This is a genomic window from Actinocorallia herbida (genome assembly GCF_003751225.1).
In the GTDB taxonomy this organism is placed as follows: domain Bacteria; phylum Actinomycetota; class Actinomycetes; order Streptosporangiales; family Streptosporangiaceae; genus Actinocorallia; species Actinocorallia herbida.
In genome coordinates, this window is sequence record NZ_RJKE01000001.1 from 6048282 (window position 1) to 6062350 (window position 14069).

The 14069-nt window shown below is 70.9% G+C and carries 14 protein-coding genes; 7 read left to right on the forward strand and 7 right to left on the reverse strand.

The window, feature by feature from the left end; genetic code table 11:
* Window positions 1-4: 4 nt before the first annotated feature.
* The 7 genes from EDD29_RS27425 to EDD29_RS27455 all read left to right on the forward strand — a co-directional run bounded on the left by EDD29_RS27425 (window position 5) and on the right by EDD29_RS27455 (window position 7290).
* Window positions 5-1066, forward strand: a complete 1062-nt coding sequence (locus EDD29_RS27425; protein ID WP_170201604.1) for a 2,3-butanediol dehydrogenase — start codon at window positions 5-7, stop codon at window positions 1064-1066.
* A complete protein-coding gene (locus tag EDD29_RS27430; protein WP_123667148.1) occupies window positions 1066-2160 on the forward strand; it encodes an ABC-2 transporter permease in 1095 nt (364 codons plus the stop codon). Before EDD29_RS27425 ends, EDD29_RS27430 begins: the two co-directional genes overlap by 1 nt.
* A 61-nt stretch (window positions 2161-2221) precedes the next feature.
* A complete protein-coding gene (locus EDD29_RS27435; protein ID WP_123667149.1) occupies window positions 2222-3319 on the forward strand; it encodes a YhgE/Pip domain-containing protein in 1098 nt (365 codons plus the stop codon).
* A gap of 332 nt (window positions 3320-3651) precedes the next feature.
* Window positions 3652-5964, forward strand: a complete 2313-nt coding sequence (locus EDD29_RS27440) for a sensor histidine kinase (RefSeq protein WP_123667150.1) — start codon at window positions 3652-3654, stop codon at window positions 5962-5964.
* A gap of 4 nt (window positions 5965-5968) precedes the next feature.
* The gene (locus tag EDD29_RS27445) at window positions 5969-6355 is read left to right on the forward strand and encodes a roadblock/LC7 domain-containing protein (RefSeq protein ID WP_123667151.1); all 387 of its coding nucleotides are present in this window, start codon (window positions 5969-5971) and stop codon (window positions 6353-6355) included.
* Between the two features lie 19 nt (window positions 6356-6374).
* Window positions 6375-6746, forward strand: a complete 372-nt coding sequence (locus EDD29_RS27450) for a DUF742 domain-containing protein (protein ID WP_123667152.1) — start codon at window positions 6375-6377, stop codon at window positions 6744-6746.
* Entirely contained in the window at window positions 6727-7290 is a 564-nt protein-coding gene (locus tag EDD29_RS27455; protein WP_123667153.1) for a GTP-binding protein, read from the forward strand. Before EDD29_RS27450 ends, EDD29_RS27455 begins: the two co-directional genes overlap by 20 nt.
* 75 nt (window positions 7291-7365) lie before the next feature.
* Here EDD29_RS27455 and EDD29_RS27460 read toward each other — a convergent pair whose 3' ends face one another.
* From EDD29_RS27460 to EDD29_RS27490, 7 genes are all read right to left on the reverse strand, one after another.
* Window positions 7366-8415: a phosphotransferase family protein gene (locus EDD29_RS27460; RefSeq protein ID WP_123667154.1), complete on the reverse strand. Its 1050-nt coding sequence runs from the start codon at window positions 8413-8415 to the stop codon at window positions 7366-7368.
* The gene (locus EDD29_RS27465) at window positions 8415-8543 is read right to left on the reverse strand and encodes an SDR family oxidoreductase (protein WP_123667155.1); all 129 of its coding nucleotides are present in this window, start codon (window positions 8541-8543) and stop codon (window positions 8415-8417) included. Before EDD29_RS27465 ends, EDD29_RS27460 begins: the two co-directional genes overlap by 1 nt.
* Window positions 8540-9841, reverse strand: a complete 1302-nt coding sequence (locus EDD29_RS27470; protein ID WP_123667156.1) for an acyl-CoA dehydrogenase family protein — start codon at window positions 9839-9841, stop codon at window positions 8540-8542. Before EDD29_RS27470 ends, EDD29_RS27465 begins: the two co-directional genes overlap by 4 nt.
* A gap of 17 nt (window positions 9842-9858) precedes the next feature.
* Window positions 9859-10269, reverse strand: a complete 411-nt coding sequence (locus tag EDD29_RS27475) for a MarR family winged helix-turn-helix transcriptional regulator (protein WP_170201605.1) — start codon at window positions 10267-10269, stop codon at window positions 9859-9861.
* Between the two features lie 178 nt (window positions 10270-10447).
* Window positions 10448-11308 carry a mycofactocin-coupled SDR family oxidoreductase gene (locus EDD29_RS27480; RefSeq protein WP_123667158.1) on the reverse strand — a complete coding sequence of 287 codons (861 nt, stop codon included), beginning with the start codon at window positions 11306-11308 and terminating at the stop codon, window positions 10448-10450.
* 26 nt (window positions 11309-11334) lie between these two features.
* Complete coding sequence (locus tag EDD29_RS27485; RefSeq protein ID WP_123667159.1) at window positions 11335-12798, reverse strand: aldehyde dehydrogenase family protein; 1464 nt, start codon at window positions 12796-12798, stop codon at window positions 11335-11337.
* A 31-nt stretch (window positions 12799-12829) separates the two neighbouring features.
* Window positions 12830-14041, reverse strand: coding sequence for a CaiB/BaiF CoA transferase family protein (locus EDD29_RS27490; protein ID WP_123667160.1), 1212 nt, complete (start codon window positions 14039-14041; stop codon window positions 12830-12832).
* Window positions 14042-14069: the final 28 nt, after the last annotated feature.

Genomic DNA, 14069 nt, shown 5'->3' on the forward strand with positions numbered 1-14069 from the left:
ATCCATGCGCGCACTGCGTCTCCACGGCCCTCGAGATCTTCGCCTTGAGGAGGTCCCCGACCGGGACCTGCGTCCGGGGACCGTCCGGGTGAGGATCGAGTGGGCCGGGATCTGCGGATCCGACCTCCACTTCTACGAGGAGCCGCCGTACCCGCCGGAGTATGCACACCCTGTGACGGCGGAGACCGGGCCCCACGTCATCGGCCACGAGTTCTCCGGCGTCGTGACCGAGTGCGCGCCGGACGTCACCGGTGTCTCACCGGGCATGCCAGTCGTTGTTGAGCCGACGCTCTTCGACGGAACGTGCGCCGCCTGCCTGCGCGGGGAGACGAACCTCTGCGAGAACGCAGGCTTCATCGGCATCAACGGATGGGGCGGCGGGATGTCCGAGAACGTGGTCGTGCCCGCCCACCGCGTCCACGTCCTCCCGGAAGGCGTGACGACCGAGGCCGCGGCGCTCATAGAGCCGCTCGCGGTCGCCTGGCATGCGGTTCGCCGCTCGGGCCTCCGTCCCGGCGAGACCGTGGCCGTCATCGGCGCGGGCCCGATCGGACTCGGCGTCCTCATGGCGGCCAAGGCCCAGGGCGCCGGACTCGCCATCGTCAGCGAGCCCAACCCCGCCCGCCGGGCGGCGGCGCAGGCCCAGGGCGCGGATGTGGTCGTCGACCCCCTGTCGGACGACCTTCTCGCCATCACCCGCTACGTGACGAACAGCGCGGGCGTCGACGCCTCGTTCGAGTCGTCCGGCGCGGGCAAGCCCGCACTCGACGGCCTGCTCGGCGTCCTGCGCAAGGGAGGCCGCTCGGTCCTCGTCGCCCCGCACCGCCCGCTGGAGTTCAACCCCGGCACGCTCCTGTTCGAGTCCTCGATGACCGGGAGCATGGCCTACCGGGGCGACGACTTCCCCCAGGTGATCGCCGCCATCGCCGACGGCCGCCTCCGGCCCGAAGCCCTCATCTCGGACCGCATCCCGCTGGAGCGGGCCGTCACTGACGGCTTCGAGGCCCTCCTCGGCGCCCCGGACCAGCACGTCAAGATTCTCGTCCAGCCCGGAAAGACCGCTTGATGACGATGCCGGAGACCGTCCCCGCCGAGCAGACGCGAAAGAAGCCCCCGCAGGGGGTTCTGTACGTCTTCGCAGGGCTCATCCCGTTCCTGCTCGTGATGATGCTGGTCAGCGTCTACACCACGTCGATGCACGCGCCGACGCCGCGGGATCTGCCGGTCGCCGTGGTCGGCGCTGGAGGGCAGGCCACCGTTCTCGCCGACAGCTTCAACGCCGCCGAGAACTCGCCTGTCGAGGCCCGGGTCGTCGCGACCGTGCCGGAGGCCGAGAGCCTGCTCCAGCGCCGGGAGATCAGCGCGGCGTTCCAGCCGCCGACCCGGCAGGGCGGCCCCGCCGTCCTCTACACGGCGCAGACCGCCGGGATGAGCCAGGCCTCGATGATGCAGGCGACCTTCACCGCGATCGCCGCGCAGCAGGGCTTCCAACTGGAGCACCGCGAACTGGCCCCGCTGCCCCCCGAGGACGGCATGGGCATCTCCGCGCTGATGATCCTCACCGGTTGGGTCCTGGCCGGATACATGGTCGTGACCATGGTCTCGCACGGCGCGCCCGAGGTGTTCACCCTGCGCCGGATGCCGGTGTTCCTGGCCGTCTGGGCGGCGCTGATGAGCTTCGTGGTGTGGTTTCTCGCCGACGTCGTCATCGGGGCCGTCGGCGGGCACGCGTGGCAGATGCTCGGGCTCGGCTGGGCGACGATCTTCTCGGTCGGGCTGGCGCAGAGCTTCATCACCCGGCTCGTCGGCGGACTCGGCGCGATCTTCGGTGTCCTCATCCTGCTGTATCTGGGTGTCCCGGCGTCGAACCTCAGCATGCCGGTGAAGGCGATGCCCGGCTTCTTCGAATGGCTGCACGGAGTCCTGCCGGGTCCCGCCGCAGGTGAGGCGCTGCGCTCGATCCTGTACTTCGGCGGTGACGGGGTGAGCGGCCATCTGCTGGTCCTCGCGCTGTGGGGCGCGGTGTCCGCGGCCGGTTCGGTCCTGCTGGACTCGCTTCGCCGCCGACGCCGCCCGAAGCACCTGCTGACCGAGAACGAGGAGACCGCCTCGGACGAGGCGGCCGACGCCGCCGCCGCGGCCGTCCCCGTGACGGCCTGACGGCCCCGGCTGGGCCGGCACTCCCACCACATCTCTCCACGAGCTCCCGCGAGGTTCCCGTATGTCCTCCACCACCAGCGGCCAGCACGCCGTCGTCCCTTCCAGGGGTTCCTCGCCCGCCGTCAAGTACGTCCTGGTCGGGCTCTTCCCCTTCCTCATGGTCGTGATGATGGTCGGCACCATGCTGACGGCCATGCACCAGCCCGGACCGAACCACATGCCGCTCGCCGTGATCGCCTCGACCAATGCCCAGGCGGATCTGCTCTCCGGACAGCTGACCGCCGCCACCGGCGAGGCGTTCGACCTGCGCACCGTTGGCACTGAGGACGAGGCCAGAGAACTGATCCTCAAGCGCGAAGTCGCCGGGGCCTACGCCGGGCCGTCCGTGCGGGGCAAGGGCCAGGCAGCCCTCTACGTCGCGGGTGCAGCCGGCGCCAGCCAGATGCAGACGCTCACCACGGTGATCAGCGGGTTCGCGGCGGCGAAGGGCGTCGTGCTCCAGCAGGAGGACATCGCCCCGTTGCCCGCCTCCGACGGCGCGGGCGTGTCCACGCTGTACCTCACCCTCGGGTGGATCCTCTCCGGCGTGCTGTTCGTCCCGGTCGCGGGCGCCGTGGTGCCGCACCTGATGCGACCGCGCCCGTTCGCGATCGTCGCCGGGGGCTGGGCGGTGTTCATGGGCTTCGCGATCTGGCTGACGGTCGGCCCGATCATCGGCGCGATCGACGGGCACCCCGAGCTGATCGGGCTCGGCGCGCTCGCCTCCTATACCGGCGCCCTGTTCACCGTCTTCTTCTCCCGGTTGCTCAGCCCGCTCGGCAGGCTCAACCCGGCACTGGCACAGATCGCCGCGGTTCCCGCAATCGGCCTCCTGGTGATGATGGGCGTCCCGGCCTCCGGCGGCGCGCTCTCAGTGTGGATGGAACCGTCCTTCTTCCAGTGGCTCCACGGCGTCCTGCCGATGCCCGCGGTCCTGGAGACCGCCCGCTCCGTCCTCTACTTCGACGCCCGGACCCTGGGCGGACACCTCACCACCCTGTTGATCTGGCTCTTCGCTTTCCTGATCCTCAATTTCGTTCCCCTGACCCGCAGGCAGCCCGCACACGCGACCGCGGCTGAACCGCGGACGGCGCTCGCCCCGCAGCCCTCCTCACCCTGATCCATCCGGCGCCCCGCATGGCGGTGCGCAGCGGATCGCGCAGAACACCGAAGTCCCGGCCGGTACCCACCGGCCGGGACTTCGGCATTGCGGACATAAGGAACATCAACTCCGATTCATCGCATCTATTGCAACTTTTCCGTGCAAAACTTTGACAGACCAAGGTTACTTAGATAGATAACTTCTCTTCAAAGAGACCCGAGATCGCGTCGGAACCGCGTGGGCGGACACCGGACGAGAGGAGATCCGCACGCCGCCCGCTCGCGAAACGCGCCCGTCCGGATCGGGTGTCTCTTCCCCATACGAACGCACCCCCTCGAGAAACGGGCGCTATGAGCTCCCACCAACGATCCATCCGATTCAAGATCTTCACGCTGCTGCTGATCCCCCTGTCTTCGCTCGTGGTGGTCTGGGTCTTCGCCGCGGTCACCAGCGTCGGCGACGGGCTGAACTACTTCCGTTCCAAGGCGGAGTCGACGACCCTCATCACGCCGACGAGCGCGGCGCTGTTCATGCTCGAGACCGAGCGGCAGGTCTCGGTCCAGTACGTCGCCGCGAACCGCGCGGCCGGCGGCACGGGACTCGCCCCCCAGAGGGCGAAGACCGACGCCACCGTCACGGCGCTGAACGCGGCGATCGCGTCGGACGACTTCCAGGGCTGGGCCCGCACTGAACTCAAGACCGTCGCCGCCGAGACCGGCACCGGGCTCCAGAAGCTGGCCGAGCTCCGCGCGAAGGTGGACCGGGGCGTCGACTGGCGGACGGTGATGGGCGACTACGACGCCCTCATCGAGCAGGTCGACGGGCTCGTCGAGCAGCTGCCCAACAAGGTGACCGCCGAGGTCTACCAGGCGGGCATCGACGGGACCACGTTCGCCCGCGTCCGGAGCATGATCACCCATGAGACGACGCTGCTGTCCGGGGCCATGGCGAAGGGCCGGCCGACCGCCGCCGACCGGAGGCTCTTCGCCGCGATCGTGGCCCACCAGCGGGCGACGGCGCAGGAGCTCCTGCCGCGGCTGCCCGTGGAGAGCCGGTCCGCCGCGGAGCAGGTCCTCGCCACGCCCGCGGCCGTCCGGCTGAAGCGCATGGAGGACCAGATCATCGCCGGCACCCGCCCGGCGGTGTCGCTGGCCGAATGGCAGGAGACCTCCGCCCAGGTCCAGGTCGAGCACCAGCGGGTCCTCCTGCAGATGTCCACCGGCATCACGACGCTCACCGACGAGGTGACCTCCGACATCATTCTGCGGCTGGTCCTCACCGGCGTGCTCGGACTCGCGACCGTCTTCGGCGGCGGCTTCCTGTCGATCCGGCTGGGCAGGCGCCTGGCCGCGGAGCTGACGTCGCTGCGCGGCTCGGTCCTCACGCTCTCCGACGAGAGGCTGCCCGACGTCGTCGACCGGCTCAGCCGCAACGAGGACGTCGACATCGAGAGCGAGTCCATCGCGCCCCCTCCCAGCACGACCACCGAGGTCGGGCAGGTCGGCCAGGCCTTCGCCAAGGTCCAGCGCACCGCGCTCGAAGCGGCCACCGGCCAGGCGGAGCTACGGCGGCGCATCGCGCTCATCTTCCTGAACCTCGCGCGGCGCAATCAGTCCCTCGTCCGCAGGCAGCTGAAGCTGCTGGAGGAGCTGCAGCGCAAGGTGAGCGCCCCGGAGACCCTGGACGGCCTGTACAAGGTCGACCATCTCACCACCCGCATGAGGCGGCACGCCGAGGGCCTCATCATCCTGGCTGGCGGCGCGCCCGGCCGGTCCTGGCGCAAGCCCATCGCGATCGTCGACCTGGTCCGCGCCGCGGTGTCGGAGATCGAGGACTACAAGCGGGTCAAGGTCGAGCAGATGCCGCCGATCTCGATCGACGGCGGCGCCGTAGCCGACGTCGTCCACCTGGTCGCCGAACTCGCGGAGAACGCCACCGCGTTCTCGCCCCCGCCCTCCCGCGTCCTCGTGCGCGGCGACGTCGTCGGCCACGGCTATGTGCTGGAGGTCGAGGACCGCGGCCTCGGCATGGAACCCGAACTCCTCGCCGAGATCAACGAACGGCTCAGCAAGCCGCCCACCTTCGACCTCGCCGACGCCGACCGCATCGGCCTGTTCGTCGTCGGCCGCCTCGCGGCCCAGCACGGCATCCAGGTCTCGCTCCGCAAGTCCGCCTACGGGGGGACGACCGCGGTGGTCCTCCTCCCCCACTCCCTCATCGCGAAGGACTCCGGCGAGCCCGACACCCCGCCGCCCCCCGCCGCCGACGAGCGCCTGGAAAGGACATCGGTGCCCGAACCCGTCGACGAGCCCCGCCGGGACAGAGACGCGCGCTGGAAGGCCGCGGAGCCCGCCCCGGTGCCCGCGCCCGCCGCTCCGCCCGTGCCTCCCGCTCTGCAGGCCGGGCAGGCGCCCGCGGCCACCGCGGGCACCTACGGCGGGCTCCCCCGCCGCAACCGCCAGGCCAGCCTCAACCCTCAACTCCGCGACGAGCCCGCGGCGGTCGAGGAGCGCGAGACGCCCGTCGTGGAGCGCTCGCCCGAGGAGGTGCGGTCCCGGATGTCGTCGATCCAGCGCGGCTGGGCGCGCGGGCGCACGGCCCCCGTGCAGCGCGGAGGCCGCACCGACGCGAACCGGAACACCGAGCCCGGAAGAGAAGGGTGACGGCGTGGAAACGCTGAACTGGCTGCTGAACGACCTGACCCAGCGGGTCGACGAGATCAGAAGCGCCCTGGTGCTGTCCAGCGACGGCCTCCCGCTGGCACGGTCGGCCGACCTGAGCGCGGAGAGCGCGGAACGCCTCTCGGCGACGGCGTCGGCCTTCCAGAGCCTGGCGCGCGGCGTGGGCCAGGACTACGGCGGCGGCGCGGTGCTCCAGACGGTCATCGAGATGGAGTCGGCGTTCTTCTTCGTCACGGCCGCGGGCAGGGGCGCGTGCTTCGCCGTCCTCGCCGACGCCGACGCGGACGTCGGCCTCGTCGCGTTCGAGATGACGCTCATGGTCAAGCGCGTCGGCCCGCACCTCTCGGTGAACCCCCGGCTGAACCCCCGCTGAGCGAAGGAGGAGTCGCATTATGGATCCACCCGAGGAGCACTGGCTCGAAGAGGATTCCGGCCCTATCGTCCGGCCGTTCGCGGTCGTCCAGGGACGCATCCCGTCCACCGGCGACCTGTTCGACCTCATCACGGTCGTGCGCGCCACCGGTCTGGCGGGCGATCCCTCGCTGCTGGAGCCGGAGCACATGGCGATCCTGCGGAGGTGCGCGCGGCCGATCCCGGTGGTCGACCTGTCCTACGAGCTGAACCTCCCGCTGGGCGTGATGCGCGTTCTGCTCGGCGATCTCCGAACTCAGGGCCTGATCTCCACGGGCGCTCCGCCGTCCCGGCACGGCAGGCCCGGCAACGACCTACTCAGGGAGGTGATCAGTGGCCTACGGCGTCTCTGAGCCCGACGACCCGGTCACGCTCAAGATCGTGGTCGCGGGCGGCTTCGGCGTCGGCAAGACGACCCTCGTCGGCGCGGTCAGCGAGATCCGTCCGCTGCGCACCGAAGAGGACCTGTCCGACCTCGGCACCGCCGTCGACGACACCTCGGGCGTCGAGTCCAAGACGACCACCACGGTCGCCCTGGACTTCGGCAGGATCCGGATCCGCGAAGGTCTGCTCCTCTACCTTTTCGGCACCCCGGGCCAGTCCCGGTTCTGGTTCATGTGGGACGAGATCGCCATCGGGGCCGTCGGCGCGGTCGTCCTCGCCGACACCCGGCGGCTCACCGACTGCTTCTCCTCGATCGACTACTTCGAGAAGCGCGGCCTGCCGTTCATCGTCGCCGTCAACTGCTTCGACGGCGCCGAGCGCTACGACCCCGACACCATCGCCATCGCCCTGGACCTCGACCCGGGCACGCCGGTCGTCCTCTGCGACGTCCGCAACCGCGAATCCGTCAAGGAGGTCCTGATCAAGGTGATCGAACACTCGATGACCCGTTAGGACGTCTCCATGAACGGCGGTGAGGCCCACGAGCTTTGCGCTCGTGGGCCTCACCTCCATGGACGGTTCCGGGTCTCAGCGCCGACGGCGCGGCCCGGTGCCGTCGAGGATGCGTTCGGCCTCGCGGAGGAGGCCGGGGAGGGCGGGGATCATCCGGCGGATGGCGGGGTGCATGGTCTCGGCGCGGCGGCCGCGCTTGATGAGGAGGGCGGTGGCGCCGGCCTCCTTGTAATAGGTGAGGGCGGTGAACCAGTCGAGGTCGGGGGGCGTGCCGAGGCCCGCGACGGTCAGGTAGGCGTCGAGGAGTTCGCCGCCGGTGGGCATGCCCGTCGGGTCGCCGGACGGGGCGGCGGGGTGGCGGCCCTCGTCGGTGAAGAAGGTGAACCAGGTCAGGTCGACACGGGGGTCGCCGACCGACCAGATCTCCCAGTCGATGACGGCCTCGACCCGGTCGCCCCGGCACAGGGTGTTGCCCAGCCGGTAGTCCCCGTGGTTGACGACCGGCGGGAGCGGCGCGGGCATCGTCGCGTGCAGGGCGCGGGCGCACCGCTCGTAGTCGCCTTGCAGGTCCGCGGGCACCGTGGCGAAGGCCTTGGTCCACCGGTCTATCTCCTCGGCGAGGGAGACCACGGGCTCGTCCGCCAGGCCGACGTCCGCGGGGACGACCCGGTGCAGTGCGGCGAGGACCCCGGCGGCGTCCAGCGCGCGGGCCCGCACCGTCGGACGGCCCGCCGGATCGCGATCGTCCTCCAAGACAGGCTCCACGCACTCGCCCGGGACGAGGGACATCGCGTGGAAGGGCGGGATCTCCGGCGGTTCCCCGGCGTCCTCGAACAGGACCCGCGGAACCCGGACCCCCGGACGGCCGTGCAGCGCCCACATCACCCGCGACTGGCGGAGGACGTCCCGGTTCCGCACGGGGGCGAGGCCGGGCGGCGCCACCTTCAGGACCACCGACCGCTCCTGCGCGGGCCCGCCCTCGACGGTCGCGATGAACGTGAGGCTGGAGGCTCCCCCGGTCAGCGGTCGGACCTCCGAGATCCGCGCTCCCGGAGCCCATGCCTGCGCGGCGCGGGTCGCCCTGGCCCGCAACGAGTCGATCAGTTCCGCCGTGCTAGCGGACATCAGTACTGCCCTCCGTCCACGTGCAGGGGCGCGCCGGTGGTGACGGGCTCCGGGCTCACGAGGTAGAGCGCGGTGGTGATGATCTCCTCGGGCTCTCCGGGCCGGCCCAGCGCGTCGCGGGTCCTCACCGGCCGTGCTCCTTCAGGACGGCGGCGTAGCGCTCCCGTGCCGCCGCGCGCTTGGGCGGGAGGTGCTCTGAGGGGAACAGGCCGGGCGCGGGGGTGTACTCGCGCAGCTTCTGCTTGGCGATCGTCGTCTTGTGCACCTCGGTGGGCCCGTCGGCGAGGGCGAGCGAAGGGACGCTCATCCACATCGCGGCGAGCGGGGTCTCGTGCGTGGTGCCCAGCGAGCCGTGCAGGTGGACGGCTCTGCGGACGATGTCGTGGTAGACCTTCGCCATCGCGACCTTGCACATCGCGATCTGGGTCCGGGCCGCCCCGTGCGGGAGGTTGTCGATGGTCCAGGCGGTCTGGAGGACGAGCAGCCGGTACTGCTCCAGCTCGATCCACGAGTCGGCGATGAGCTCCTGGACGGCCTGCTTGTCGGCGAGCCGCTCCCCCTGGGTGCGCCGGGAGAGGGCGCGCTCGCACATCATGTCGAAGGCCCGGCGGCACTGGCCGACGGTGCGCATGGCGTGGTGGACCCGGCCGCCGCCGAGCCTGGCCTGCGCCACGGCGAACCCCTGGCCGGGGCCGCCGAGCAGCGCGTCGGTGGGCACCCGGACGGCGTCGTAGCGGATGTAGCCGTGGATACCCTCGTCGAGCTCGTCCCGCTCGGCCATCGTCGCGACGTTGCGCTTGATCTCGATGCCGGGGGTGTCGGCCGGGACGACGAACATCGACATCCGCTCGTGCGGCCTGGCCTCGGGATCGGTCACCGCCATGACGATGAGGAACTCCGCGTACCGGGCGTTCGAGGTGAACCACTTCTCGCCGTCGATCACCCAGCCGTCGCCGTCACGGCGGGCCCGGCAGGTGAACTCCTTCGGGTCGGCTCCCGCGTGCGGCTCCGTCATCGAGTAGGCCGAGACGATGTCGCCGTCGAGCAGTGGCTGGAGGTACCGGCGCTTCTGCTCGTCGGTGCCGAACATCGCGAGGATCTCGGCGTTGCCCGTGTCGGGCGCGGCGGTGCCGAAGACCGTCGGCGCCCAGTAGGAGCGGCCGAGGATCTCGTTCATGAGCGCGAGCCTGAGCTGGCCGTAGCCCTTTCCGCCCAGCTCGGGACCGAGGTGGCAGGCCCAGAGACCGCGCTCCTTCACCTGCTGCTGGAGCGGGCGCAGGATCGCCCGCGCGGCCTCGTCGCGCACGTCGTACGGGGCGCCTCCGGCCGGGAAGAGCAGGTCGAGGGGCTCGACCTCCTCCCGGACGAAGGCCGCCATCCAGTCGAGTTCCTTCTGGAACTCAGGGTCGGTACTGAAATCCCACATGTGCTCTCCTCGTGTGGTCACCGGGGGGTGGTGCCGGTCTCCAGTCGGGTCCTGATCTCGCGGAGCGTCGCGGTGGCCGCGGCCAGGGCGGCCGGATCGAGCCCGGCGGTCACCTCCGCCGCCCACGTCCGGCTGACGGCGTCGGCCGCCGCGTAGGCCGCACGCCCGCGCTCCGTCGGCACGAGCAAGCGGGCCCTCTTGTGATCCGGGTTGTCGACGGCCTCGACCATGCCGATCTCGACCAACGCGTCCGCGAGCCGCTGCACCGCCTGCCGGGAGTGCCCGAGACTCCGCGCGATCTGCGGAACCGTCGGCGGCCTGTCCCCCCGCACGACGGCGGTCAGCACCAGCAGCTGCGCCCCGGTCAGCCCTTCCCCCGCCCCGAAGTCGGCGGTCGCGGTCAGCAACCGGGCCTGTGTGCGAAGCACTTCGTCAATGAGATCAGCGATCGGATGCGCATCGGACAACATGCCAACACATTGTCGAATCGACAACATATTGTCAAGATCGGGCTGCACGGCCGCCCCCGAAACAATGCCGATGGCCGGAGCACGAGTGCCCCGGCCATCGGACGGAGGGTGAGGCGGATCCAGACGCTGATCAGGCTCAGAAGACCGGCTGCTGCGGTCGGTTCTTGACGTAGCTGCCAGCGTCGACGCGCATCTGCAGGCCGGTCACGAACCGGGACTCGTCCGAGACGAGGAAGAGCACCGCGGCGGCGATGTCCTCGGGCTCGACGAACCCGACGGGCATCGCGTTCATGGCGGGGAAGGCGAGCAGCGCGTCGTCCCTGGTCGGGTGTGCCAGATCGGGCCGGAACTGCCGGTACATGACATCACTGTTGAGCATCGCGGTGTTGGTGTTCGTGGGATGCACCGCGTTCGCCCGGATCCCGCGCGGGGCCAGGGTGAGGGCCAGGTCGTGGACGAACGAGGCGACGGCGCGCTTGGCCCAGGAGTAGCCGAGGCCGCCGAAGCCCATCGCCGGGTTGTCGGTGCCGCCGGGCAGCAGCCCGGCGACCGAGCCCGTGGCGACGATCGACGCACCGTCCGGCAGGTGGGGCAGCGCCGCCTGCACGGCGTGGAACACGCCGTTGAAGTCCACGGCGACGGCGTCGAGGAACGCCTGCGGGTCCTGGGTGCCGAGCGGGCAGATCCCCGCCTGCGCGACGACCGCGTCGAGCCGTCCCAGCTCGGCGACGCCCTGGGCGACGGCGTCCCTCAGCGCGCCGGGGTCGCGGACGTCGGCCCTCAGGCCGACCATGCGGCGGCCGAGCTTCTCCACCAGGCGGACGGTCTCCGCCAGATCCTCCGGTGTGGCGAGCGCGTAGTCGTTGGTGGGGATGTCGGCGCACAGGTCGACCCCGATGATGTCGGCGCCCTCCTGCGCGAGCCGCAGCGCGTGTGCCCGACCCTGGCCCCGCGCCGCCCCGGTGATGAAGACGACCTTGTCCTGCACTCTGCCCATCTGTGTTCCTTTCTCGGAGATCGTGTTCAACGGGCGCCCCAGCTGACGGTCTTGGTCTGCAGGTACTCGTCGAGGCCGAACTCGCCCCATTCGCGGCCGATACCGCTCTTCTTGTAGCCGCCGAAGGCCAGGTGCGGGGAGATGCCCCCGGCACCGTTGATGGAGACCGAACCGGTCCGGACCCGCTTGGCGATCTCGTAGGCGCGGGCCGGATCGGCCGCCCAGACCGAGCCGGCCAACCCGTAGGGGCTGTCGTTGGCGATGCGGACGGCGTCGGCGTCGTCCTCGAAGGGGATGACGGTGCCGACGGGACCGAAGAACTCGGTCTGCGCGATGGCCATCGCGTTGTCGACGCCGGTGAACAGCGTCGGCTCCACGAAGAAGCCCTTGTCCAGGCCGGCGGGACGGCCGCCGCCGAAGGCGATGCGCGCACCCTCCTTCTCGCCCACGCGGATGAGGTTCTCGACCTTCTCGCGCTGGGCGCGGCTGATGAGCGGCCCCATCATGGTGCCCGGCAGGGCCGGGTCTCCCACCTTGACGTGGCCGAGCGCTCCGACGATCTTCTCGACGAGTTCGTCGTGCCGGGACCGGTGAACCAGGGTGCGGGTGTGGAGCGCACAGCCCTGCCCGGCGTGCACGGTGATGCCGAACAGCACTTCGGGCAGCACCTTGTCCAGGTCTGCGTCCTCGCACACGATGGTGGCGGACTTCCCGCCGAGCTCCAGCACCACCTTCTTGATGGTGCGGGCGGCCTGCTCGTACACCAGGCGGCCGACGGTGTCGGACCCGGTGAAGCTGACCAGGTCCACCATCGGATGGGTGGTGAGCTCCCGTCCCGCCTCGACGTCCCCGGTGACGACGTTGAGGACTCCGGGCGGCAGTCCCGCCTCGTCGGCGATCTCGCCGAGGACCAGCGACTCCAGCGGGGTCGTCGGCGCGGGTTTGAGCACCGTGGTGCACCCGGCGGCGAGCGCGGGCGCGAGCTTCATGATGCTGAGGAAGAACGGGAAGTTGTAGGCCGAGATCAGCGCGGCGACGCCGAACGGCTCCCGGCGCAGCACGCCCTGGCTGATGCCCGGACCGGCGGTGGGCGCCACCGGCCGCTCCCAGGCGAAGGCGGACATGACGCGTTCGGCCATGTCGCGGAAGTGCTGGATCGGGACGCCGATCTGGATCGATTCGGCCAGCGCGCGGGTGGACCCGGCCTCGGCGATGCTCAGCTCGACGAGTTCGGGCATCCGCCGCTCCATCGCGTCGGCCATGCGGAGCATGGCCGACGCGCGCTCGCGGACCGGCATCGCGGGCCAGGGGCCCTCGTCGAACGCGCGGCGCGCGGCGCGGATCGCCCGCGCCACGTCGCCGCCCGTCGCCTGCGGCACCCGGCCGATGACCTGCTCGGTCGCCGGGTTGACGACGTCGATCCGCTCATCGCTGTCGCCGTCGGTCCAGGCGCCGTCGATGTAGAGCCGGTAGGTCGGCTCAGTGCTCATGAATCCTCCTCGGGGGTGGGTCGGGCGGAGGTCAGCCGAAAGCGCCGGCTTCGCGGAGCGCGGTGATCTGGTCCCAGTCGAAGCCGTTCTCCAGGAGGAGGAGTTCGGTGTGCTGGCCCAGTTCTGGGGCGGGGCCTTCCGGGGTGCCGGGCTCGCCGCCGAAGTGCATCGGGGAGACGGGGAGGCGGAAAGGGGCGCCGTCGTTGGATTCGAGGGAGGCCAGGAGGCCGTTGGGGGAGACCTGGACGTGGTCGTGCACTTCGGCCGGGGACAGGACGGGCGCCCAGACTCCGGTGAAGTCCTTGAAGCGGGTGCGCCACTCGTCGAGGGTGTGCCGGGCGAAGGTCGCGTCGAGCTCGGCGACGCACTCGCGGGCGTTGGCGGCACGGGTCGGCAGGTCGGTGAAGCGCGGGTCCTCGATCAGGTCCGGACGGTCGATGGTCTGGCAGAGTTCGGCCCAGAACCGGTCGGCCTGGAGCAGCACGAGGTAGAGCCAGCGGCCGTCGGCGGTGGCGTAGCTGTTGACGACGGGGTTGGGGGCGGCGTCGCGGGGCGGCGCGCCGATCTGTCCGACATGCGGCCCCGCGGTGATGTCGGGGCTGAGCGCCCACATGCCCATGTTGAGCAGCGAGACGTCGACGTCGACGGCCTCACCGGTGCGCTCGCGGTGGAACAGGGCGCCGCCGACGGCCCCGGCGATGGTGTTGCCGCCGAGGAGGTCGAAGAAGGCCGCGGGCTGGAAGATCGGCTCGGTGCCGCCACGGCTCATCTTGAACGCCATAGAGGACGACGCCCAGGCGGCGGCCAGGTCGTAGGCGCCCTGGTCGGCCATCGGGCCGTTGCGGCCCCAGCCGGATCCGGCGGCGTAGATCAGGTTCGGGTTGACCGCGCGCAGGTCGTCCGCGGTGATGCCCAGCTTGGCGCGCACGGCCGGGAGGTAGCTGGTGAGGAAGACGTCGGACTCCTCGGCCAGGCGGAGAAGCGTCTCCCGTCCCTTCTCCGCGTTCAGGTCGAGGGTGATGCTGCGCTTGCCGCGGTTGGGGATCTCCAGGAACGGGTTGGCGACCTTGCCGCCGTCGGCGGACTGGGCGAGCAGGTTCATCAGGGCGCGCTGCGGGTCTCCGTTCGGCGGTTCTACCTTGATGACGTCGGCGCCGAGATCGGCGAGGACCGCGCCCGCCGCGGGGACGAAGGTCCACGCGGCGACTTCGAGAACCTTGATCCCGGTGAACGGCTTCGTCATGGTCTTCTCCTCGAGGTTGTCAGACGGT